The organism is Pseudomonas sp. BMW13 (genome assembly GCF_013357275.1).
Classification (GTDB): domain Bacteria; phylum Pseudomonadota; class Gammaproteobacteria; order Pseudomonadales; family Pseudomonadaceae; genus Aquipseudomonas; species Aquipseudomonas khazarica.
Genome location: NZ_SUKD01000001.1, coordinates 37,356 through 59,919 on the forward strand (window position 1 = coordinate 37,356; position 22,564 = coordinate 59,919).

At 65.9% G+C, this 22,564-nt stretch carries 22 protein-coding genes and 1 riboswitch; of the genes, 7 read left to right on the forward strand and 15 right to left on the reverse strand.

Translation table 11 applies throughout. From position 1 onward, the window contains the following. Positions 1-50: 50 nt before the first annotated feature. Positions 51-554 (forward strand): GNAT family N-acetyltransferase, encoded by a 504-nt coding sequence (locus tag E4487_RS00170; protein ID WP_134676606.1) that lies wholly within the window; start codon positions 51-53, stop codon positions 552-554. 30 nt (positions 555-584) lie between these two features. Continuing rightward, a complete protein-coding gene (locus tag E4487_RS00175; RefSeq protein WP_134676607.1) occupies positions 585-1,046 on the forward strand; it encodes a GNAT family N-acetyltransferase in 462 nt (153 codons plus the stop codon). Positions 1,047-1,212: 166 nt separating this feature from the next. On the opposite strand, the gene cobF is transcribed toward E4487_RS00175, so the two are convergent. The 7 genes from cobF to cobW all read right to left on the reverse strand — a co-directional run bounded on the left by cobF (position 1,213) and on the right by cobW (position 10,951). Beyond that, positions 1,213-1,980, reverse strand: a complete 768-nt coding sequence (gene cobF, locus E4487_RS00180; RefSeq protein ID WP_175252476.1) for a precorrin-6A synthase (deacetylating) — start codon at positions 1,978-1,980, stop codon at positions 1,213-1,215. Further along, a complete protein-coding gene (locus E4487_RS00185; RefSeq protein WP_306669861.1) occupies positions 1,977-2,732 on the reverse strand; it encodes a VWA domain-containing protein in 756 nt (251 codons plus the stop codon). The genes cobF and E4487_RS00185 overlap by 4 nt, the downstream gene beginning before the upstream one ends. After that, positions 2,714-3,721 carry an ATP-binding protein gene (locus E4487_RS00190; protein ID WP_175252478.1) on the reverse strand — a complete coding sequence of 336 codons (1,008 nt, stop codon included), beginning with the start codon at positions 3,719-3,721 and terminating at the stop codon, positions 2,714-2,716. Before E4487_RS00190 ends, E4487_RS00185 begins: the two co-directional genes overlap by 19 nt. Positions 3,722-3,782: 61 nt before the next feature. Continuing rightward, positions 3,783-5,393 carry an ATP-binding cassette domain-containing protein gene (locus E4487_RS00195; protein WP_175252479.1) on the reverse strand — a complete coding sequence of 537 codons (1,611 nt, stop codon included), beginning with the start codon at positions 5,391-5,393 and terminating at the stop codon, positions 3,783-3,785. Positions 5,394-5,693: 300 nt separating this feature from the next. Then, positions 5,694-5,963, reverse strand: coding sequence for a hypothetical protein (locus E4487_RS00200; protein WP_175252480.1), 270 nt, complete (start codon positions 5,961-5,963; stop codon positions 5,694-5,696). Positions 5,964-6,078: 115 nt separating this feature from the next. Continuing rightward, positions 6,079-9,825, reverse strand: coding sequence for a cobaltochelatase subunit CobN (gene cobN / locus E4487_RS00205; RefSeq protein WP_175252481.1), 3,747 nt, complete (start codon positions 9,823-9,825; stop codon positions 6,079-6,081). A gap of 76 nt (positions 9,826-9,901) precedes the next feature. Then, positions 9,902-10,951, reverse strand: a complete 1,050-nt coding sequence (gene cobW, locus E4487_RS00210) for a cobalamin biosynthesis protein CobW (protein WP_037054731.1) — start codon at positions 10,949-10,951, stop codon at positions 9,902-9,904. Positions 10,952-11,045: 94 nt separating this feature from the next. After that, a riboswitch (cobalamin riboswitch) is annotated at positions 11,046-11,242 on the reverse strand. A gap of 125 nt (positions 11,243-11,367) precedes the next feature. On the opposite strand from cobW, the gene E4487_RS00215 reads away from it, so the two are divergent. Beyond that, complete coding sequence (locus tag E4487_RS00215) at positions 11,368-11,769, forward strand: cobalamin biosynthesis protein (protein ID WP_257229292.1); 402 nt, start codon at positions 11,368-11,370, stop codon at positions 11,767-11,769. Next, positions 11,766-12,521 (forward strand): precorrin-4 C(11)-methyltransferase, encoded by a 756-nt coding sequence (gene cobM, locus E4487_RS00220; protein ID WP_175252483.1) that lies wholly within the window; start codon positions 11,766-11,768, stop codon positions 12,519-12,521. Before E4487_RS00215 ends, cobM begins: the two co-directional genes overlap by 4 nt. A 229-nt stretch (positions 12,522-12,750) precedes the next feature. Here cobM and E4487_RS00225 read toward each other — a convergent pair whose 3' ends face one another. Beyond that, positions 12,751-12,981, reverse strand: a complete 231-nt coding sequence (locus E4487_RS00225; protein ID WP_037054745.1) for a hypothetical protein — start codon at positions 12,979-12,981, stop codon at positions 12,751-12,753. A gap of 152 nt (positions 12,982-13,133) precedes the next feature. Between E4487_RS00225 and E4487_RS00230 the strand changes: the two genes are divergently transcribed. Then, a complete protein-coding gene (locus E4487_RS00230) occupies positions 13,134-13,346 on the forward strand; it encodes a ParD-like family protein (RefSeq protein WP_037054749.1) in 213 nt (70 codons plus the stop codon). Further along, entirely contained in the window at positions 13,343-14,113 is a 771-nt protein-coding gene (map, locus tag E4487_RS00235; protein ID WP_080757102.1) for a type I methionyl aminopeptidase, read from the forward strand. The genes E4487_RS00230 and map overlap by 4 nt, the downstream gene beginning before the upstream one ends. A 14-nt stretch (positions 14,114-14,127) precedes the next feature. Here the strand turns inward: map and E4487_RS00240 are convergent, their stop codons facing one another. Continuing rightward, positions 14,128-14,745, reverse strand: coding sequence for a nitroreductase family protein (locus E4487_RS00240; RefSeq protein ID WP_175252484.1), 618 nt, complete (start codon positions 14,743-14,745; stop codon positions 14,128-14,130). 104 nt (positions 14,746-14,849) lie between these two features. On the opposite strand from E4487_RS00240, the gene E4487_RS00245 reads away from it, so the two are divergent. Then, entirely contained in the window at positions 14,850-15,743 is an 894-nt protein-coding gene (locus E4487_RS00245; protein ID WP_175252485.1) for a LysR family transcriptional regulator, read from the forward strand. A 22-nt stretch (positions 15,744-15,765) separates the two neighbouring features. Here E4487_RS00245 and glmS read toward each other — a convergent pair whose 3' ends face one another. From glmS to atpD, 6 genes are all read right to left on the reverse strand, one after another. Further along, positions 15,766-17,616 (reverse strand): glutamine--fructose-6-phosphate transaminase (isomerizing), encoded by a 1,851-nt coding sequence (glmS, locus tag E4487_RS00250; RefSeq protein ID WP_175252486.1) that lies wholly within the window; start codon positions 17,614-17,616, stop codon positions 15,766-15,768. An 11-nt stretch (positions 17,617-17,627) separates the two neighbouring features. Continuing rightward, positions 17,628-18,398: a DeoR/GlpR family DNA-binding transcription regulator gene (locus tag E4487_RS00255; protein ID WP_175252487.1), complete on the reverse strand. Its 771-nt coding sequence runs from the start codon at positions 18,396-18,398 to the stop codon at positions 17,628-17,630. A gap of 73 nt (positions 18,399-18,471) precedes the next feature. Continuing rightward, on the reverse strand, positions 18,472-19,083 hold the full coding sequence (locus E4487_RS00260) for a LysE family transporter (RefSeq protein WP_037054755.1): 612 nt from the start codon (positions 19,081-19,083) through the stop codon (positions 18,472-18,474). Between the two features lie 105 nt (positions 19,084-19,188). Next, entirely contained in the window at positions 19,189-20,550 is a 1,362-nt protein-coding gene (glmU, locus tag E4487_RS00265; protein WP_175252488.1) for a bifunctional UDP-N-acetylglucosamine diphosphorylase/glucosamine-1-phosphate N-acetyltransferase GlmU, read from the reverse strand. A 112-nt stretch (positions 20,551-20,662) separates the two neighbouring features. Beyond that, positions 20,663-21,088 carry a F0F1 ATP synthase subunit epsilon gene (locus E4487_RS00270; protein WP_037054758.1) on the reverse strand — a complete coding sequence of 142 codons (426 nt, stop codon included), beginning with the start codon at positions 21,086-21,088 and terminating at the stop codon, positions 20,663-20,665. A gap of 80 nt (positions 21,089-21,168) precedes the next feature. Beyond that, positions 21,169-22,545: a F0F1 ATP synthase subunit beta gene (gene atpD / locus E4487_RS00275; RefSeq protein ID WP_037054766.1), complete on the reverse strand. Its 1,377-nt coding sequence runs from the start codon at positions 22,543-22,545 to the stop codon at positions 21,169-21,171. Between the last annotated feature and the right edge of the window lie 19 nt (positions 22,546-22,564).

Below are 22,564 nucleotides of genomic sequence, written 5' to 3' on the forward strand. Positions count from 1 at the left end.
ACGCACGGCAAGCGCCGGGTTATAGTCCGGCTCTGTCCGTGAGGTCCGTGATGAGCCAACCCTATACCACCTACTACCTGGAGATGACCCGCGCCGAACAGCTGCGCGCCAAGGCGCCACGCAGCGAACTGCAGATCGTCGAATGCGAGGAGTCACAAGGCGCGTTCAACCGTTTTCTCTACCAGTTGGTCGGTTCGGCCTGGGAATGGGGTGATCTGGACGACTGGGACGACGCGCACTGGCAGGCCATGGTGGAGAACCCGGCGCACCGCACCTGGGTGGCGTACCACCGTGGCGCCATCGCCGGTTACTACGAGCTGCTGCGCCCCGATGGTCACAACACCGAAATCCGCTATTTCGGCCTGGCCCCGCAGTTTCTCGACCGTGGCTTCGGCGGCGCCCTGCTCAGCCACGCCATCACTTCCGCATGGCAGTGGCCCGGTACCGAACGTGTCTGGGTACACACCTGCACCTTCGACCATCCAGCTGCCCTGGCCAACTATCAGGCACGAGGGATGCGGGTCTATCAGGAAGAGATCAACAACGCCGATTGAGTCGTTGACCGACAAAGGAGCGAGAACAGCATGGACTGCATGATTCGACCGGCGACACAGGACGATGCGGCAGCGATCAGTCGAGTCGTGATTACCGCGTTACGCGAGTCGAACGCCCGGGACTATGCACCCGAGGTGATCTCTCGGATCGAGCAAAGCTTCACACCTCAAGCCGTGGCTGCACTGCTCGGCACGCGCAGGGTCTTCGTCGCCTCGCTGCACGGAATGCCGATCGCCACCGCCAGCCTCGATGGCGAGGTGGTCAGGACGGTCTTCGTCGATCCGGCGTACCAGGGCGGCGGAGTGGGTCGCCGACTGATGGAAGCGCTCCACGCCGAAGCGCTGAACCTCGGCATGGCCAAGCTGCTGGTGCCGTCGTCGCTGACTGCCGAAAGCTTCTACGCAGGCCTCGGTTACCGCAAGGTACGTGATGAATTCCATGGGGCGGAACGCACCGTGGTGATGGAAAAGACGCTGCCGGCTTGTGGATAACGCTTCGCTGCCCGGCATTCTTGCGCGGAAGCAGCCTGGTCAAGCAAGAAGGTGGACGACGCTCTTCATCCCCCCATCGGATTCCTGAGTCCACATATTGGCGGACATGAAAAGCGATGTCCGCCCTACGCATGACCCGGCGCAGGGCGAACAACGCCCCCTCACCTCAAGCCTGCACCGTCCCTTCCTTGCGCAGCAGGTAGCTGTCCATGATCCAGCCGTTACGCTCGCGCGCCTCGGCGCGGGTGATGGCGATCTTGTCGGCCAGTTCGTCCAGCGGGCCGGCCATGAGGATTTCGTCGGCGGTGCCGACGTAGGCGCCCCAGTAGATGGTCAGGCCCTGGCCGGTGAAGCGGCGGTAGGTGTCCTTGGCGTCGAGCATCACCGCCACGCTGTCCACACCCTGCGGCCAGCCTTCGGCGAGCAGGCGACCGGTGGTGATTTCCACGGCGCGGCCGATGCTGTTGAGCGGGATGCGATGGCGTGCGGTGAGCGCCTGCAGGCTGGTGATGCCGGGGATCACATCGTAGGCGAAGTCGCTGCGACGGGCAGCGATGGCCTCGATGATGCGGATGCTGCTGTCGTACAGCGACGGGTCGCCCCAGACCATGAAGGCGGCGGTCTCGCCGTCCGCCATCTGCTCGTCGAGCAACTGCTCGAATACCGCCTGCTTGTCGCGGTTGAGCTCGTCGACGCTGGCGCGGTAGTCGGCGGCCTCGCGCTCGCGCTCCGGCTGCTGGCCCTCGGCGAAACGCGGCGTGTGGCCGTCGAGAAAGCGTGCGCAGATCTCGCGGCGCAGGGCATTGAGCTTGTGCTTCGCCGCGCCCTTGTCCATCAGGAAGATCACGTCGCTGCGGCGCAGCGCCTTGATCGCCTGGTAGGTGATGTAGTCCGGGTCGCCGGCGCCGATGCCGACCAGCAGCAGGGTTTTCATGGGGTTCTCCACGGAATGGACAACCCGTAGGAGCCGGCTTGCCGGCGATCATCGCCCGCCAGCGTGCTCCTACAGGGCAGTAAGTCATCGATATGCTGGTAATCGGCGCCCAGCTGGCGCGCCAGCTCGCGGCCGCGACCGAGGCGGATCGGCACTCGCTCGCTGTCGATCAGCAGGGTCGGGCAGCCCAGTGGGTGCATGGCCGGCCAGTCGCGCAGGCGGCCGTCGGTGAGGATCAGCAGGCGCTGCTGTTCGGCGGGCTTCTGTCGCCGCCGCCGCACCAGCCAGTCACCGGCCTGCTGCAGTGCATCGAGCAGTGGCGTACCGCCGCCGGCGCCGAGTTGCTGCAGCCAGGCATGCAGTTCCGCGCTGGCCTTGCGCCCCTGCCACAGCCACTGCGCCTCGCGACCACCGGCCTGCAGCACGGCCAGGCGCGCGCGCTGACGGTAGGCGCTGTCGAACAGCTCGGCGAGCAGGCCCTTGCTCAGGCTCAGCGCGCCATGGCGGCGGGTCGAGGCAGAGGCATCCACCAGCACCAGCCAGAGTTCATCGGCCTGACGGCTGCGCGGCCGCAGCACCAGGTGCTCGCGGCGTAGCGGGCGACCATGGCGCAGGCTCGCCGGCCAGTCGATGCGGCCGTGCGCACCCGCCCGCGCGGCGCCACGCAAGCCGCCACCGAGTCGTCCGGGCCGTTTGCCGGCATCCGCGCCTGTGGCGTTGCGCGGGCGGATGCTCAGGGCTTTTTTGTCCAGCGCGGCGGCACCCGCCGCTCACCCATGGCCTGCACCTGCGCCGGCAACTCGCCCCATTGGCCTTCGCCCTGCTGTGGCGACTGCTCGGATTGCTGCGCCTGGGGCCGCTCGGGCCGCGTGGCGGCAGGCGGTTGTGGTGCCTGCTGGCGACGGCGATGACGCAGGACGAAGTCCTCCACCGCGTCGATATCCACAGGCTCGATGGCCCCGGCACCCCGCCAGGCGGCATGGGCGCGGGCGGCGCGCAGCCAGACCAGGTCGGCACGCAGGCCGTCGACGCCAGCGGCGAAGCAGCGCTGGCTGATCTCGCCCAGCGACGCATCATCCAGGGCAATGGCGGCCAGGTGTTGGCGGGCGCTCTGACAGCGTGTCGCCAGGGCCTGTTGTTCAGCTTGCCAACGCTGTACGAAGGCATCCGGAGACGCATCGAAGGCCAGGCGCCGGCGAACGATCTCGGCGCGCTCGAGCGGCTGCGGCTGACCATCCAGCGCCAGGTTGAGACCGAAGCGGTCAAGCAGCTGCGGGCGCAGCTCGCCTTCCTCGACGTTCATGGTGCCGATCAGCACGAAGCGCGCGGCGTGGCGATGGGAGATGCCATCTCGCTCGACATGGTTGACCCCGCTGGCAGCGGCATCGAGCAGCAGGTCGACCAGATGATCGGGCAGCAGGTTGACCTCATCGACATACAGCACGCCGCCATCGGCGCGCGCCAGCAAACCCGGGGAAAAGCGCGCCTGGCCCTGACCCAGCGCGGCGTCCAGATCCAGGGTGCCGACGATACGTTCCTCGCTGGCGCCCAGCGGCAGGGTGACGAAACGCCCACCGTCGAGCAGATCGGCCAGGCCACGGGCCAGGGTGGACTTGGCCATGCCGCGCGGGCCTTCGATCAGCACCCCGCCGATGGCCGGGTCGATGGCCGCCAGGCACAGCGCCAGCTTCAGCGAGTCGGCGCCGACCACGGCGGCAAGGGGGAAGTGATGTTCGGTCATGGCGGCATTCACTGGCGGCAAAGATCGGCATTGTAGACCAGAGCCCCCGGCCACTGGCGTTTCACAACACCTCGTGCAGCCAGCCAGCGGCCGTCCACTGCAGGCGGTCGGTCAAGGCCAATGCGTCGAGAAAGGCGCCATCATGGGAAATCACCAGCAGCGCCCCTCGGTAGGCCCGCAGAAAGCGCTCCAGCGCCAGGCGCGAGTCGAGGTCGATAAAGTTGTCCGGCTCATCCAGCATCAGCAGTCGGGGCTGTGGCTCACGGACCAGGGCCCCGGCCAGCACCACCTTCAGGCGCTGACCGCCACTGAGCCTGGCACAGGGCAACAACGCGGCATCAGGGCCGATGCCCAGGTGATCCAGGCGGGTACGCAGCACGCTCTGCGCGCTGCCGGGTGCCAGGCGGCGCAGATGTTCCAGCGCCGATTCCTGCGGCGCCAAACCGTGCAGCTCCTGGTCGAGCAACGCCCAGGGTACCTCGACCCGACACTCGCCCGAGCGCGCGGCCAGGCGACCGCTGAGCAGCGCCAGCAGACTCGACTTGCCGCAGCCGTTGGGGCCCACGATGGCCATCCGCGGCGAGCCGAACAGCTCGACATCCGGCAACGGCGCCGAGCCGAACGGCAGGCGCAGATCACGCCAGGACAGAACCCGGCGTCCCGGCGGCAGCGGCGCCGCCTGCCCGTGCAGGGTCACCTCCCGCTCCTCGTCCAGCGCCGCTGCGGCGTCGCGCACCTGCTCGTCGAGCTTCTGGCGCTGTGCCTGCAAGCGCATGGCAACGCGCCCGGCGCTGCTCTCGCTGCGGTTCTTCTGCATGCCCAGGAGGATTTTCGCCTGGTTGCTGTCCTTGCCCTGGCGCAGGCCGCTGGCCATGCGCTGCTGCTGACGCTCATGCTGCTGGCGCAACGCCCGCTCACCTCGCTTGCGCTCGACACGGGCGCTGTTCAAGGTCTGCCACGCAGCCTCGCGCTCCTGCTCACGGCTCGCCTGATAGAAGGCATAGTCACCGCCATAACTGCGCAAGCCGGAAGCCGACAGCTCGACGATACGCTGCATGCCCGCCAGCAAGTCACGGTCATGGCTGATCAGCAGCACGCCGCCGCGCCGACTCGCCAGGCGCTGGCCCAGGCGCGTGCGGCTGGCCTGGTCGAGGTGGTTGCCGGGCTCGTCGAGAATCAGCAGATCGGCATCCGCCTGCAGCGCGCCAAGCAGGGCAATGCGGCTGCATTCCCCGCCGCTCAGCTGCGCCGCCGGCGTCTGTACATCGAGGTGGTCGAGGCCCTCCTCATGCAAGGCAGCTTGCAGCCGCTCGACCAGGTCCCAGCGCCCTTCGAGGCACTCGATATCGTCCTCATGCGGCTGACCACGCATGACCCGCTGCATGGCATCGAACCAGTGTGCGCAACCCGCCAGGTCGACGACACGGGCGTCGGCGGCGGCCACGATGCGTTGCGGCAGGTAGGCGATACGCCCCTGTCGCACGACACGCCCCTCGCTGGGCTGCAGGTCACCGGCCAGCAAGCGGCCGAGCAGCGTCTTGCCAACGCCATTGCGTCCAACCAGACCCGTGTGACGGTCATCGAATACTTCGCTGAGCCCCTCGAACAGCATGACGCCATCGGCAAAGCGAAAAGAAACGCGCTCGAGCGCAATATGCGGGGAATCGGTCATCCATGCCTCCAGGCAATGCCGTGAGTATGCGCGGGCTGAAGCCGCGATCGATCACTGGTCGTGCGGACACGACGGCATTACAGACGCATTGGACGAGACTCCGACATGAAATGAGCGCTCAGGGTAAGACCCCGAGGCATCCGCGACAAGTGCTGAGGATGACGGGGCAACGCAATCCGCCGGGCCATGCACGGAGCCCCGCCAGCGTCAGCTCAGGGCATCCATTCTGTGGATAACTCCACACCACGGGCGGCGAACACGAAGGGTTTCAGCCAGGCTACGGCGCCGGGAAAGCCATGCTCAGTTACCGATACCGCAGATGCTCAGAGGGAAAAGCACGATACCAAGAACCCGCGGAAACAGAGCCGCCAATCCGGCGCTACCCGCCATGCCCGACAGGAGCCAGGTGCCGATCCCGGCAAGGCTGATGGGACCGCCATCGACCAGCATGAACGCGAACAAACCAATCCATATGCCGGCCATCGCGCCGATGCAGGCCGAGCGAACTCGCTCACGCCGGGTAATCGGCCGGCGCCACCATGCGCCCATTCGCGCCAATGCTGCTTTCACACGCCTTCCTTGCTATCGAGCAACAGATATTCCATCAAGGTAGCCCGGATGAAATCCGGGAATGCGGGCTCAGGCAAACGGAAACCGTTTCAGGACCCTACGGAAACGAGTCGCTTCAGGATTCCTCGCTGTCGAGCAACAGATTCTCCAGCGCCTCGCGGTACTCGCCGGGATGCTCCCACAGACCACGCTGCTGGGCCTCCAGCAGACGCTCGAGCATGTCGTTGAGGGCTCCGGGGTTGTGCTGCTGGATGAACTCGCGGGTGTCGCGGTCCAGCAGGTAGGCATCGGTGAGCAGCGCGTACTGGTGGTCGTCGACCAGTTCGCTGGTGGCGTCGAAGGCGAACAGGTAGTCGATGGTCGCCGCCAGCTCGAAGGCGCCCTTGTAGCCATGGCGCTTCATGCCCTCGATCCACTTGGGGTTGGCCGCGCGGGCGCGCACCACGCGGTTCAACTCTTCCTTGAGGCTGCGGATGCGCGGCGTATCCGGCTGGCTGTTGTCGCCGAAATAGCTGGCCACCTTGAGCCCGCGCAGGGTCTCCACCGCTGCCAGCATGCCGCCCTGGAACTGGTAGTAGTCGTTGGAATCGAGGATGTCGTGCTCGCGGTTGTCCTGGTTGTGCAGCACCGCCTGCATCTGCTCCAGGCGCTCGACGAAGCGCTGCCGCGCCGGCGCGCCCTCGACGCCGCTGCCGTAGGCATAGCCGCCCCAGTTGAGGTACACCTCGGCGAGATCCTCGCGGCTGTGCCACAGGCGCTCCTCGATGGCGTTCTGCACCCCGGCGCCATAGGCGCCCGGCTTGGCGCCGAACACACGCCAGCCGGCCTGGCGACGCGCCTCGGCTTCGTCCAGGCCGCCGTCCTCGAGCGCCAGCGACTCGCGCCAGACCCGCGCCGACAGCGGGTTCATGTCTTCCGGCTCGTCCAGTTCGATCACCGCCTGCACGGCATCGTCGAACAGGCGAATGAGGTTGCTGAAGGCATCGCGGAAGAAGCCCGACACGCGCAGGGTGACATCCACCCGTGGCCGGCCCAGCTGCTCCAGCGGCAGCACCTCGAAGCGTTCGACACGCTGGCTGCCCGGCTGCCATACCGGGCGCACGCCCATCAGCGCCAGCGCCTGGGCGATATCGTCACCGCCGGTGCGCATCGTCGCCGTGCCCCACACCGACAAGCCGAGCTGACGCAGGTGGTCGCCCTCGTCCTGCAGATGGCGTTCGAGCAGACGATCCGCCGCCTGCACGCCCAGGCGCCAGGCGGTCGGCGTGGGCAGGTGGCGCACGTCGACGGTGAAGAAGTTGCGCCCGGTAGGCAGCACGTCGAGACGCCCGCGACTCGGCGCGCCGCTCGGCCCGGCAGGGACGAAACGCCCGGCCAGCGCGGCGAGCAGGCCGCCCATCTCGGCGTCACCACAGGCATCCAGCAGGGGCGCGACATGCCCGGCCAGGCCATCGAGAATCGCCGCGACGTCGGCGCCGAAGGCATCGATACGCTCGCCGTTCAGGCAGCGCTCGATCAGCGCCAGCGCCAGCAGCTCGAGCCGCTCACGGGTATCGCCGACCGTGCGCCAGGGGCTGTTGTCCACAGCCTGCAGGGCATCCGCACGGGCACCGTCCCAGGGCTGGCCCATGTCGCAGTCGAGCGGGTCGAGGCCCAGCTCGAGACCCCGAGCCAGCGCACGCAGCAGGCTGGCGTTGGCGCCCTGGCCGTCGCCGCGGGGGATGCGCAGCAGCGCCAGCAGGGTGTCACGACGCAGTTGTCCACAGGGCGATTCGCCGAACACATGCAGGCCATCGCGGATCTGCGATTCCTTGAGGTCGCACAGGTAGGCGTCGAGCTGTGGCAGCCAGCTGTCACCGTCGTCATTCAGTTGCAGGCCCAGCTCGCGGTCGAGGCTGACCTCGCGCACCTTGGCCAGGATCTCGCCGCGCAACTCGACGGCGCGGCGCTGGTCGAGCTGGCTGGCGTCGTAGTACTCGTCGGCCAGGCGCTCCAGGTCGCGCAACGGGCCGTAGCTCTCGGCGCGGGTCAACGGCGGCATCAGGTGATCGATGATCACTGCCTGGGTGCGCCGCTTGGCCTGCGCGCCCTCGCCCGGATCGTTGACGATGAACGGATAGACGTTGGGCAGCGGGCCGATCAGCGCCTGGGGCCAGCAGCTCGCGGAGAGACCGACGCTCTTGCCCGGCAGCCATTCCAGGTTGCCGTGCTTGCCGACATGGACCAGCGCATCGGCGGCGAACGCCGTGCGCAGCCAGGCGTAGAAAGCGATGTAGCCATGCGGCGGAACCAGGTCGGGGTCGTGATAGACCGCCGCCGCGTCGAGCTGATAGCCACGCGCCGGCTGGATGCCGACGAAGGTCAGGCCGTAGCGCAGGCCGGCGACCATCATCCGCCCGCTGCGGAACATCGGGTCGTCCTGCGGCTCGCCCCAGCGCTCGCGCACCGCCTGCTGATTGGCCGCCGGTAGGCGGTGGAAGAACGCCAGGTAGTCGTCCAGCGCCAGACTCTGAGCACAGGGGCGCATGTCGAGGCCGTCGAGGTCGTTGGTGACGCCACCGAGCAGGCTGTGGATAAGCGCCGTGCCGCTGTCCGGCAGGCTATCCACCGGGTAGCCCTCGGCCTGCAGGGCGCGGAGGATATTCAGCGCAGCGCCCGGGGTATCCAGACCGACCCCGTTGCCAATCCGCCCGTCACGCGTCGGGTAGTTGGCAAGAATCAGCGCAATACGTTTGCTTTCATTGCTTTTATTCGCAAGATCGCACCACTTTCTCGCCATTTCCGCGATATGAGCCATGCCCGGCTCATGCGCCTGGTAGCACACCACATCGCTCTGGCTGCGCTCGCTGCGCCAGGCCAGGCCCTTGAAGCTGATCGCCGTGCCGATCAGGCGCCCGTCCAGCTCCGGCAGCACCACGTGCATGGCCAGGTCGCGGGAACCCAGGCCCTGGGCGCTGGCCTGCCACTGCGCCTGGTTATCCAGCGCGCAGATCGCCTGCAGGACCGGAATGTCGCGGCGGAACGGTCGGTTCTGCGGCGCCTCGGGGTTGGACAGGGCAAAGCCGGTGGTGTTGATGATCAGCGCGGTGGCGGTTTCATCCAGCCAGTCCTGCACCTGGGCCAGGCAGGCCGCCTCCTTGAGGCTGGCCACGGCGATCGGCAGCGGGTTGAGCCCCTGGTGGCGCAGTTGCGCACAGAAGGCATCGACGAAAGCGGTATTCGCCGCCTGCACGTGATTGCGGTAGAACAGCAGCGCCACCACCGGCGCACCGGGCTGCCAGTGCGCCTGCCAATCGGCCAGCGTGGCCGGACTGCGGTGCGGGTGATAGAGCCCGACCCGGGGCAACGGCTGCGGCTCGACCCAGCTGTCGCTGCGTCCCAGCCAGCGACTGCCGATGAAACGGAACAACTGCTGTGCGTTGTCCAGCCCGCCCTGGCGCAGGTACTGCCAGAGACGGCGGCTGTCGTCCTCGCTGGCGTTGCCCATGGCCATCAGCTGCGGATCGGGCTGATCGTCGCCCGGCACCATGATCACCTGCGCACCGAGCCCGGCCAGTTCGACCAGACGTTCGATGCCGTAGCGCCAGTAGCTTACCCCGCCATGCACGGAAATCAGGATGACCTTCGCATGCTGCAGCACCTGCTCGACGTAGAAGTCCACCGATGCGTGGTTGCTCAACTGCGCCGGGCTGGCCAGGCGCAGGCTGGGGTAATCGTCCGGCAACTGCCGGGCGGCCTCGGCGAGCAGAGACAGGTGCGAGTCACCGGTGCAGAGAATCACCAGCTCGGCCGGCGTCTGGCCAAGGTCGGCGATGCTGTCGGCCGGCAGCTGGGCGCCAGGCTGGGTGCGTAATAGATGCATGGTCGTTCCGTGGGAGGGGCTTTCAGCCGCGACGATCAGCGAGCCAGGTCGTGGCTGAAGCCCCTCCCATGCTCACTCAGGCCAGCGCCGCTTGCAGCTCGGCCTGAATGGCCGCACGGTCGAGCTGCTGGCCGATCACCACCAGACGGCTGATGCGCGGCTCGTCGGCTTGCCAGGCACGGTCGAAGTGACGGTCGAAACGCTGCCCCACGCCCTGTACCAGCAGACGCATCGGTTTGCCAGGGATGGCGGCGAAGCCTTTCACCCGCAGGATGCCGTGCTTGACCACCGCCGCCTTCAGCGCAGCCAGCAGGCGCGACTCCTCGGCTTCCGGTAGTTCCACGTGGAACGAGTCGAATTCTTCATGATCGTGATCCTCGTCTTCATCGTCATGATGGGTGCGACGGTTGTCGATATGCAGCTCGGTTTCGCTGTTCAGTCCCAGCAACACATCCATCGGCAGATCGCCGCCATGCGCTTCGATCACCTTCACCGCCGGCGGCAGCTCCTCGGCGACTTCGGCGCGTACCGCCGCCAGCGCTTCGGCATCGAGCAGATCGGCCTTGTTGAGGATCACCAGGTCGGCGCTGGCCAGCTGGTCGGCGAACAGCTCATGCAGCGGCGACTCATGGTCGAGGTTGGGGTCCAGCTTGCGCTGCACGTCGACCTGCTCGGGGAAGGCGGCGAAGGTGCCGACGCTCACCGCCGGGCTGTCGACCACGGTGATCACCGCGTCGACGGTGCAGGCATTGCGGATTTCCGGCCAGTTGAAGGCCTGCACCAGCGGTTTGGGCAGGGCCAGGCCACTGGTCTCGATGAGGATATGGTCGAGGTCGCCACGGCGCGCCACCAGCTCGCGCATCACCGGGAAGAACTCTTCCTGCACGGTGCAGCACAGGCAGCCGTTGGCCAGCTCGAACACGCGGCCGTTGGCCTCTTCCTCGCTGCAACCGATGGAGCACTGCTTGAGGATCTCGCCGTCGATCCCCAGCTCGCCGAACTCATTGACGATCACCGCGATGCGACGGCCGCCGGCATTGGCCAGCAAGTGGCGCAGCAGGGTGGTTTTACCGGCACCGAGAAAACCGGTGACGATGGTGACAGGCAGTTTGGCGAGGGTTTGCATGAAAGGCCCCGTGGCGACGATGAATTCGGCGGACGGGTACGGGCAGACAGGCACGCGCGAGCATGCAGGCCGCATCGGATCACCCCGTCCGAACAGTTGGCTGACGAAACGAGGCAGGTCTCCTGGCTCACGGTCTGCACAGGGTGCGCCCTTCACCTTCCCGCCCTGGGCAGTGGTGTATCGAAGGGTTTGAGACCGTTCACAGTTGCGGGGGCAGCCAGGGCATCGACCCTGTTCCCTCTTAGCTTCACGACAACCGCGCCGTGAAGAACCTCGAATGCGCGAAGGCTACGCAGGCCACGGCGGCCGGTCAATCACGGTTGACCGCCGGCAGGTGCCATGATGAGCTACGCCCCCGTCCAAGCCGAATGCCGCTTATGCTGCCGACCCCCTCCACACGCCACCCAGCCCCGCCGATGCAGGTCGTTGCCGGGCTGGGCTGCAGAAGTGGCTGCGCCATGCAGGAGCTGCTCGACCTGCTCGTCGACAGCCTGGCGCAGCATGAGCTGACGCTGGGCAACCTGGCAGGACTGGCCAGCAGCGCCCACAAGCGCAACGAGGCGGGCCTGCAGCAACTGGCCGAGCATCTGCAGCTGGAGTTGCACCTGTTCACTGCCGCAGAGCTCTCGCCCTACCAGCCACCAGCACCCGGCAACCCCCGTGTCCAAGCAGCCACTGGCGCTGCTACCGTGGCCGAGCCCTGTGCGCTCGCGCTGGCCAGGCGCATGGGCAAGAGCACGGCGCACCTGCTTGGCGAAAAACGCAAAACCGCCAGGGCAACCTGCGCCCTGGCAGCATTCACGAGAGAGTCCGCATGACCGTCTATTTCATCGGGGCCGGCCCCGGCGACCCCGAGCTCATCACCGTCAAGGGCCAGCGGCTTATCCACAGCTGCCCGGTGATCCTCTACGCCGGCTCGCTGGTGCCCGAAGCCGTGCTGCAGGGCCATCGCGGCGAGCAGGTGGTCAACACCGCCGAGCTGCATCTCGGGGAAATCGTCGAGCTGCTGCGCCTGGCTCATGAGCGCGGCCAGGACGTGGCTCGCGTGCATTCCGGCGACCCTTCGCTGTACGGCGCCATCGGCGAACAGATCCGCGAATTGCGCCGCCTGGGCATTCCCTTCGAGATCGTTCCCGGCGTCACCGCCGCCGCCGCCTGCGCGGCGTTGCTGGAAAGCGAGCTGACCCTGCCGGGCATCGCCCAGACGGTGATCCTCACCCGCTACGGCACCACCTCGCCGATGCCCGAAGGTGAACAGTTGCACGATCTCGCCCGGCATCGGGCGACCCTGGCCATCCACCTCGGCGTGCGCCAGCTACCCGCCATCGTCGGCGAACTGCTGCCGCACTATGGCGCCGACTGCCCCGTCGCGGTTATCCACAGAGCGAGCTGGCCGGACCAGGACTGGGTGCAAGGAACGCTCAGCGACATAGAGGAGAAGGTCGCAGCCAAGGACTTCCGCCGCACGGCGCTGATCCTGGTCGGCCGCGTGCTCGACCCGGGCGCCTTCGCCGAGTCGGCGCTGTACGACGCCGCGCACCGGCATCTCTATCGCCCAGGCAGCGACTGAGCCGAGCTGCGCTGGCGATAAACTGCACAAAGCGCTGAGAGCACCGTAAACAGAGGCCTGCAGAACCTTATCAACAGGTTAGAAAAGAACTTATCCCAACTCTTTGTGGATAGCCCTGAAACAAGGCTCAGTTTTTGTACAACTGCCTGAAACGCCCTGAACACAAGGACTTCAGCCAGGTATCACGAGGATATCCACAGGATGATCCACGCCAACTGTTAGCAACCGCTCAAAGCTGTACTTCCAACCGCTTGATACCCACCGCCCGCAACTCGACCACCAGCTCGTCGAGGCTGGCAAAGCTCTCGACCTGTTCGGCCGCATCCACCAGGAAGAAGCTGCGCCCGGCGTCTTTCTTGAAGAAGACGATCCACTCGGCGGTATTGGCCGGGTTCGCCATGATCTGGGTGTCGAACATGACCCCTTCAGCCGTTCTGCGTTTTACATCCGCACGTTTCATCGTCTCTCCCGTTTCAACCTGACTGCAATGTCCTGCCATCGCACCTGCCATGCGAACAGCCCCCACAGTTTAAAGGATGGCGCCCCCTGTTGAAGAAACTGGCGAAACGTGGCTATATGATTCATATATATTTCATATAGACGGGAGGCCTCATGGGTATCGTCAACATCGATGACGAACTGCACGACCAGATTCGCCGGGCGAGCAGCGTGTCGCATCGCTCCATCAATGCTCAGGCCGGGTTCTGGATTCGCATCGGCATGCTCTGCGAAATGAACCCGACGCTGAGTTTCAACGACGTGATGGCGGCCGAGATGCGCGCAGCCGGCATCACCGTGCAGCCGAGCCTGGCAGCGACCTCATGACCAAGACCGCGCAGGAGATAGCACTGATGGCCGAGTCCGGCAGGTTGCTGGCGTCGGTGTTCGGCTATCTCGATCGTCTGGATCTGCTCGGTCTGTCGACGCTGCAGGTCAACGACCTTGTGGAAAAGTACATCGTCGACACGCTCGAGGCGCGCCCGGCGAGCAAGGGCCAGTATGGATTCGCCTATGCCATGAACACCTCGCGCAACGAGGTGGTGTGCCATGGCGTGCCCAGCGCCAGCGACATCCTGCGCGATGGCGATCTGGTGAACTTCGATATCACCCTGGAGAAGAACGGCTACATCGCCGATTCCAGCAAGACCTACCTGCTCGGCTCCGTTTCAGAAGCCGGGCGCAAGCTGGTCGACGTCACCTACGAAGCCATGTGCAAAGGCATCGAGGCGGTGCGCCCGGGTGCCCGCCTCGGCGACATAGGCCACGCCATAGAACGGCATGCACGGGCCCATGGGTATTCGGTGGTTCGCGAATACTGCGGTCACGGCATCGGCCGGGACATGCACGAGCCGCCCGAAGTGCTGCACTGGGGCAAGGCCAATACCGGCCTGACCTTGCGCGAGGGCATGACCTTCACCATCGAGCCCATGCTCAATCTGGGCAAGGCGGATGTACGCACGCTGGCCGATGGCTGGACGGTGGTCACCTGCGATCGCAGCCTCTCGGCGCAGTTCGAGCACACGGTGGCGGTCACCCGTGATGGCGTCCGTGTGCTGACCCTGCGCCCGGACGAGCAGCGCCTCGGCGCCTGAGCCGGGCGCCGCTCTCACGCCAGCTCGAGAATCTCCTTCACCGGGCGGCGCGGTTTCTGCGGCCAGTTGTTGGCCTGCGCCTTGCCCAGGGTCACCAGCATCACAGGGATTTCCTCGTCGCCCAGGGCGAAGGCACGGCTGACGCCGGCGATGTCGAAACCACTCATGGGGCTGGCTGCCAGCCCCAGTGCCTGGCCGGCCAGCATCAGGTTCGACGCGGCGAAGGTGGCGCTGCGCACGGCCTCGTCACGCCGGCTGTGTGGCACCTCGGCATACATTCGCGCAGCGCTGGACTGCCAGCTGAGCGCCATCTCGCTCGGCATCAGCCCCGACGCCACCGCAGGCGACAGGCGCTCGCCAAGCGACTCGGCGCACGGCAGCACGCCGCAGATAATGAAGGTCACAGCCGCTTCGCTGACCTTGGGCTGGTTCCAGGCCAGCTCGCGCAGGCGCTGTTTGCCCGCAACGCTACGCACCGCGACGAAGCGCCAGTTCTGCAGGTTGAACGCACTGGGCGCGCGCCCGGCCCAACCGATCAGGGCTTCGATGCTGGCGTCGTCGAGCTGATGCTGCGCGTCGAAGTGGTTGACCGAGTTGCGTTGTTCGATGGCGGCAAGCAGAGGGTGGGTCATGGCGATGTCCTGTCGTGAGTGAATGATCGACAGATTAGTTACATGGACCCTGGTTGATAATCTCGTTTATCGTGTGATGACCATTCACTAGAAGTTGATAATCGATGGATCGCCTGACCGCCCTTGCCGTGTTCCGCCAGGTCGTCGAACGTGGCAGCTTCGCCGCCGCCGCCCGCCACCTGAAGCTTTCAGCGGCCGCCGTGAGCAAGAACATTGGTGAACTGGAAGCCCACCTGGCAGTCCGCCTGCTCAATCGTACGACACGCTCCATGAGCCTCACCGAGGCTGGCCAGCGCTACTACGAGCAGGTGGCGCGAATCCTCGACGACCTGCAGCAGGCCGACAGCTCCCTGGGCGAGCTGCAGGCAACCCCCAGCGGCACCCTGCGCGTCAGCGCGCCGATGTCGTTCAGCCTGGTCTGCCTGGCCGATGCCATCCCGCGCTTTCTCGCCCGCTACCCCGAGCTGACGCTCGACCTGCAGCTCGATGACCGTCGTGTGGACATGATCGCCGAGGGCTTCGATCTGGCGGTGCGCGGCAGTGATCGTCTGGAGGACTCGAGCCTGGTCGCCCGCCCGCTGCTGACACTGCGCCACGTGCTCTGCGCCGCCCCGCAATACCTGCGCCGGCACGGCACGCCGCAGGTGCCGGAGGACCTGCAGGCGCTGGAGTGCGTGCAGTTCTCGCTGTCCGGGCATGCCCATGAATGGGTGTTCCAGCGCGGTGAGCAGGTGCGCCGCCTGGAGGTGTGCGGACGCTACAGCGTCAACTCCAGCCTGGCGTTGTGCGCCGCACTGCGCGCCGGCCACGGTATCAGCCTGGTCCCGGAGATCTACGTACGCGACGACCTGGCCCAGGGCAGGCTGCAGCCGCTGCTCGAAGACTGGCAGATGATGCAGACGCAGCTCTACGCCATCTACCCGTCACGCCGTCAGTTGCAGGCCAAGGTCCGCGTGTTCATCGACTTTCTGCTGGAGGAACTGGGCCAGCAGGCATGAGCTGCCGGCCCGGCGAGAGCCGTTATTCGACCGTCACGCTCTTGGCCAGATTGCGCGGCTGGTCGACGTCGGTGCCCTTGAGCACAGCGACGTAGTAGGACAGCAGCTGCAACGGCACGGTGTAGAGGATCGGTGCCAGCAGGTCGTGGATATGCGGCATGGCCACCACGTGGGTGCCCTCGCCGTTGCTCATGCCCGCCTGCTGGTCGGCGAAGACGATCAGCTCGCCGCCACGCGCACGCACTTCCTGCAGGTTGGACTTGAGCTTCTCCAGCAGCTCGTTGTTCGGCGCCACGGTGACCACCGGCATGTCGGCGTCGACCAGGGCCAGCGGACCATGCTTGAGCTCGCCGGCCGGGTAGGCCTCGGCATGGATGTAGGAAATCTCCTTGAGCTTGAGCGCACCTTCCATCGCCACCGGGTACTGCGCGCCACGGCCAAGGAACAGGCTGTGGTGCTTCTCGGCGAACAGCTCGGCGATCTTCTCCACGGTCTTGTCCATGGCCAGCGCCTCGCCCAGGCGCGTCGGCAGGCGCCGCAGCTCTTCCACCAGCTCGGCGCTCAGCGCCTTGTCCAGGGTGCCGTGTACCTGCCCGAGCGACAGGGTCAGCAGCATCAGGCCGACCAGCTGGGTGGTGAAGGCCTTGGTCGAGGCCACGCCGATTTCCGGGCCCGCCTGGGTCAGCAGGCACAGGTCGGACTCGCGCACCAGCGAACTGGTGCCGACGTTGCAGATCACCAGGCTGGCCAGGTAGCCGCCCTGCCCCGGCGCCTTCTCCTTGGCGTTGCGCAGCGCCGCCAGGGTGTCGGCGGTTTCACCGGACTGCGAGACGCTGACGAACAGGGTGTCCGGCTGCACCGCGACCTTGCGGTAGCGGAACTCGCTGGCCACTTCGACCTGGCAGGGAATGCCGGCCAGTTCTTCCAGCCAGTAGCGGGCGACCATGCCGGCGTGGAAGCTGGTGCCGCAGGCGACGATCTGCACGTTCTTCACCTTGGCGAACAGCTCGGCGGCCTGTGGGCCGAAGGCCTGCACCAGCACGTGATCGCTGCCCAGACGGCTTTCCAGGGTGCGCTGCACCACCTTGGGCTGCTCGTGGATTTCCTTGAGCATGAAGTGGCGGTATTCGCCCTTGTCCGCAGCCTCGGCGCCCTCGTGGTACTGCACGGCTTCACGCTGTACCGGGTTGCCGCTGGCATCCCAGATCTGCACGCCATCACGACGGATTTCGGCGATATCACCCTCTTCCAGGTACATGAAACGGTCAGTGACCTGGCGCAGAGCGAGCTGGTCGGAGGCGAGGAAGTTCTCGCCCAGGCCCAGGCCGATCACCAGCGGGCTGCCACTGCGGGCGGCGAGCAGGCGATCCGGCTGCCTGGCGCTGATCACAGCCAGGCCATAGGCGCCATGCAGCTCGGGAATCGCCGCCTTGAGCGCGGCGCTGAGGTCGCCGAGCTGCTGCAGCTTGTGGTCGAGCAGATGGACGATGGTCTCGGTGTCGGTATCGGAGGTGAAGACGTAGCCCAGGCCCTTGAGGCGCTCACGCAGCGCCTCGTGGTTCTCGATGATGCCGTTGTGCACCACCGCCAGTTCGTGCCCGGAGAAGTGCGGGTGCGCGTTGCGCTCGCTGGGTGCGCCGTGGGTGGCCCAGCGCGTGTGGGCGATGCCCAGGCGGCCCGCCAGGGGCTCGTCCTGCAGGGCCGCCTGCAGCTCGCTGACCTTGCCGACACGGCGGCGACGGTCGAGCGTGCCCTGCTCGGTCAGCAGTGCCACACCGGCGCTGTCGTAGCCGCGATACTCCAGGCGCTTGAGGCCTTCGACCAGGATCGGGGTGATGCTGCGCTCAGCGATGGCGCCAACGATTCCACACATGGGGCTCTCCTTCAGTTTTCCAGCGGCGCGAGGATCAGCTGGATGCCGCGCGCGCGTATCTGTTCGGCAGCCTGGGCATCCAGGCGCTCGTCGGTAATCAGGGTATGGACGCTGCTCCAGGGCAGTTCCAGATTGGGGATGCGTCGGCCGATCTTGTCGCTCTCGACCATGACGATGACCTCGCGGGCGACTTCGGCCATCACCCGCGACAGCCCCAGCAGTTCGTTGAAGGTGGTGGTGCCACGCTCCAGATCGATGCCATCGGCGCCGATGAACAGCTGGTCGAAGTCGTAGGAGCGCAGCACCTGCTCGGCGACCTGCCCCTGGAAGGACTCCGAGTGCGGGTCCCAGGTGCCGCCGGTCATCAGCAGGACGGGCTCGTGCTCGATGTCGCGCAGGGCATTGGCCACGTTGAGCGAGTTGGTCATCACCACCAGCCCCGGCCTGTGCCCCAACTGGGGAATCATCGCCGCCGTGGTGGTGCCACTGTCGATGATGATCCGCGCGTGCTCGCGGATGCGCGTCACGCCGGCGCGGGCGATGGCCTGCTTGTGCGGGGAAACCGGCTGGGCGCCGTCGCCGATCAGTTCCTGGGGCATGGGCACCGCACCGCCATAGCGACGCAGCAGCAGGCCGTTCTTTTCCAGCGCGGCGAGGTCCTTGCGAATCGTCACCTCGCTGGTGGCGAAGTGCTGGGCCAGCGCATCAACCGACACCTCACCCTGCTCGGCGAGCAGGGCCAGGATGGTGTGGCGACGCTGCGGTGTGTTGCGCTTCGACATGTTTAAGTTTCGATTCGAAAGATAATGGCGCGAATCAAAACATAAGGCCGTTCGCTCTGCAAGCAACCGTCGGTCAGTTGAGGGTCAGCTTCACCCCGAAGCCCAACAGGCTGAGCCCCGCCAGCTTCTCCAGGCCACGGGCGATACGTGGATTGGCGCGCATGCGCTCGGCGAGAAAGTGAGTCAGCAGCACGATCAGCAGCCCGTAGAGGAAGGTCAGCGCCATGATGGTCACGGCCATGAAGCCGAAGGTGATCAGCCCCTGATGCCGCTGCGGATCGATGAACAGCGGGAAGAACGCCATGTAGAAGATGATCGCCTTGGGGTTGAAGACGGTGATCATCAGCGTCTGCCACAGGTAGTGGCGCGGCTCGATATTCAGCGTCGGCGCAGCCCCCGGCTTGGCCAGCAGCATGCGCAGGCCGAGATAGATCAGGTAGGCCGCCCCCAGCCATTGCACCAGGTAGAAGGCTGTCGGATAGGCCTTGAGCAGCGCGGCGACACCGGCCACCGCCAGCCACAGCAGCACCTGGTCGCCGAACATGATGCCGAAGGTGGAGGCCAGCCCGCCGCGAATGCCGCCCTTGCCGGTGGACAGGATCAGCGCCAGGTTACCGGGGCCGGGAATGGCCAGCAGGATGATGAAGGCCACCACGAAGGCGGCGTAATCCGTCACACCGAACATGAAGTCAACTCCAAGCCACAAGCCACAAGCCACAAGCCACAAGCCACAAAGCATAGAGGAAATGGCGTCAGCCAGGGCTCTTACTTGCAGCTGGAGGCTTGCAGCTCATCGCTGCTTTTGCGGGCGTTTCCAGCCCTCGATGTTGCGCTGTTTGGCCCGACCGACGGCCAGGGTGTCTGCCGGCACGTCGCTGGTGACCACCGAACCGGCGCCCGTGGTGGCACGATCACCAAGGTTGACCGGCGCCACCAGGGCGCTGTTGGAACCGATGAACACGTCCTCGCCCATCACCGTCCGGAACTTGTTGGCGCCGTCGTAGTTGCAGGTGATGGTGCCTGCGCCGATGTTGCTCCGCGCACCGATCTCGGCATCGCCCAGGTAGCTGAGGTGACCGGCCTTGGCGCCCTCGCCCAGCACGGCGTTCTTCAGCTCGACGAAGTTACCCACATGGGCCCTGGCCCCCAGTCGGGTGCCCGGACGCAGACGCGCGAACGGACCGCAGTCGGCGCCCTCGCCCATCTCGGCACCTTCCAGATGACTGTTGGCCTTGACGATGGCGCCCTTGCGCAGGACGGAGTCCCTGATCACGCAGTTCGGACCGATCTGCACGTCGTCCTCGATCACCACCCGGCCTTCGAGGATCACGTTGACGTCGATCAGCACGTCACGTCCCACCGTCACCTCGCCGCGCAGGTCGAAACGCTGCGGATCGCGCAGGGTCACGCCCTGCGCCATCAGGCGGCGCGCGGCGCGCTGCTGATAGTGGCGCTCCAGCTGCGCCAGCTGGATACGGTCGTTGGCCCCCAGCACTTCCATCTCGTCGGCCGCCTGCTCGGTGGCCACGATCAGGCCATCGGCGACGGCCATGGCGATCACGTCGGTGAGGTAGTACTCGCCCTGCGCGTTTCTGTTGGACAGGCGCCCCAGCCAGTCCCCCAGGCGCTTGCCCGGAACCGCGAGAATGCCGGTGTTGCCTTCGCGGATGGCCCGCTGCGCGTCATTGGCGTCCTTGTGCTCGACGATCGCCTGCACCACGCCGTTGTCATCACGGACGATGCGGCCGTAGCCTGTCGGGTCGGCCAGCTCGACGGTGAGCAGCCCCAGCTGGTCATCACTGACCAGGGCCAGCAGGCGTTCGAGCGTCGCGCTCTCGATCAGCGGCACGTCGCCATAGAGGATCAGCACGGTGTCGGCGCTGAGCTGCGGCAGCGCCTGAGCAACGGCGTGGCCGGTGCCGAGCTGCTCGGCCTGAATGACGAAGTTCAGGTCGGCGGCGGCCAGGCGCTCGCGCACGGTAACGGCGCCATGCCCGATCACCACCTGGATGCTGCTGGGCTGCAGACTGCGTGCGGTGGCGATGACATGCCCGAGCATGGGCTTGTCAGCGACCGGGTGCAGGACCTTGGGCAGGGCGGAACGCATGCGGGTGCCTTGCCCTGCAGCGAGGATGACGATATCGAGCGACATAAACGACGATTCCTTGGCAGCCTCCGTCGCGGGGCGCCGGAGGGTGAAACGGCAGAAATGAAAAAGGGTAGCCTAGGCTACCCTTTCTCTTGCAACGGTTGAAGTGGGGGCCTCAGCCGCCGAACTTCTTGCGCAGTTGCTGGACGGTACGCAGCTGGGCTGCGACTTCGGCCAGGTGAGCGGCGGCGGAGCTGTAGTTGAACTCAGCACCCTGCTCGCTCAGCGCTTTCTCGGCGGCCTTGAGGGCCTCCTGAGCAGCGGCTTCATCGATGTCTGCTGCACGCTGCACGGTGTCGGCGAGAACCTTGACCATGTTCGGCTGCACTTCGAGGAAACCACCGGAGATGTAGAACACCTCGGCTTCACCACCCTGCTTGATCAGGCGGATCGGGCCCGGCTTCAGGTCGGTGATCAGTGGCGCGTGGCCTGGAGCGATACCCAGATCACCCAGGTTGCCGTGCGCAATCACCATCTCCACCAGGCCGGAGAAGATCTCCGCTTCCGCGCTGACGATATCGCAATGGACTGTCATAGCCATACGCTTGCCTCAGGTTGCAGGCTGTGGACAACCCAGGTTATCCACAAACCTGATGCGCCCGTTGCCAGGCGCATGGGTGATTACAGTTTCTTCGCTTTCTCGATGGCTTCGTCGATGCCGCCAACCATGTAGAAAGCCTGCTCCGGCAGGTGGTCGTAGTCGCCCTTGAGGATACCGCTGAAGCCAGCGATGGTGTCCTTCAGGGAGACGTACTTGCCTGGGGAACCGGTGAACACTTCGGCCACGAAGAACGGCTGGGACAGGAAGCGCTGGATCTTACGAGCGCGCGATACCAGCTGCTTGTCCGCTTCGGACAGCTCGTCCATACCCAGAATGGCGATGATGTCCTTCAGTTCCTTGTAACGCTGCAGCACGTACTGAACGCCACGAGCGGTCTCGTAGTGTTCGTTGCCGATGACGTTCGGATCCAGCTGACGGCTGGTGGAGTCCAGCGGGTCAACGGCCGGGTAGATACCCAGGGAAGCGATGTCACGGCTCAGTACGACGGTGGCGTCCAAGTGGGCGAAGGTGGTCGCCGGGCTCGGGTCGGTCAGGTCGTCCGCAGGTACGTATACGGCCTGGATCGAGGTGATCGAACCTTTCTTGGTGGAGGTGATGCGCTCCTGCAGAACGCCCATCTCTTCGGCCAGGGTCGGCTGGTAACCTACTGCCGACGGCATACGGCCGAGCAGTGCGGATACTTCGGTACCGGCCAGGGTGTAACGGTAGATGTTGTCGACGAACAACAGTACGTCACGGCCTTCGTCACGGAACTTCTCGGCCATGGTCAGGCCGGTCAGGGCGACGCGCAGACGGTTGCCTGGTGGCTCGTTCATCTGACCGTAGACCAGGGCTACCTTGTCCAGAACGTTGGAGTCCTTCATCTCGTGGTAGAAGTCGTTACCCTCACGAGTACGCTCACCCACACCGGCGAACACGGAATAACCGCTGTGCTCGATGGCGATGTTACGGATCAGTTCCATCATGTTCACGGTCTTGCCGACACCGGCACCACCGAACAGACCGACCTTACCACCCTTGGCGAACGGGCAGACCAGGTCGATTACCTTGATGCCGGTTTCCAGCAGGTCGTTGCCGCCCGCTTGCTCGGCATAGCTCGGCGCAGCGCGGTGGATTTCCCACTGCTCTTCTTCACCGATGGGGCCGGCTTCGTCGATCGGGTTGCCCAGCACGTCCATGATACGGCCCAGGGTCGCTTTACCGACCGGTACCGAGATGGCCTTGTTGGTACGAGTGATGTCCAGACCGCGCTTGAGGCCTTCGGTCGAACCCATCGCAATGGTACGTACCACACCGTCGCCCAGCTGCTGCTGAACTTCCAGGGTGGTTTCGGCGCCAACTACTTTCAGCGCCTCGTATACGGCTGGCACCTGATCACGCGGGAATTCCACGTCGATAACGGCGCCGATGATTTGAACGATACGTCCGCTACTCATCTTTGGTTCCTCTGAATAT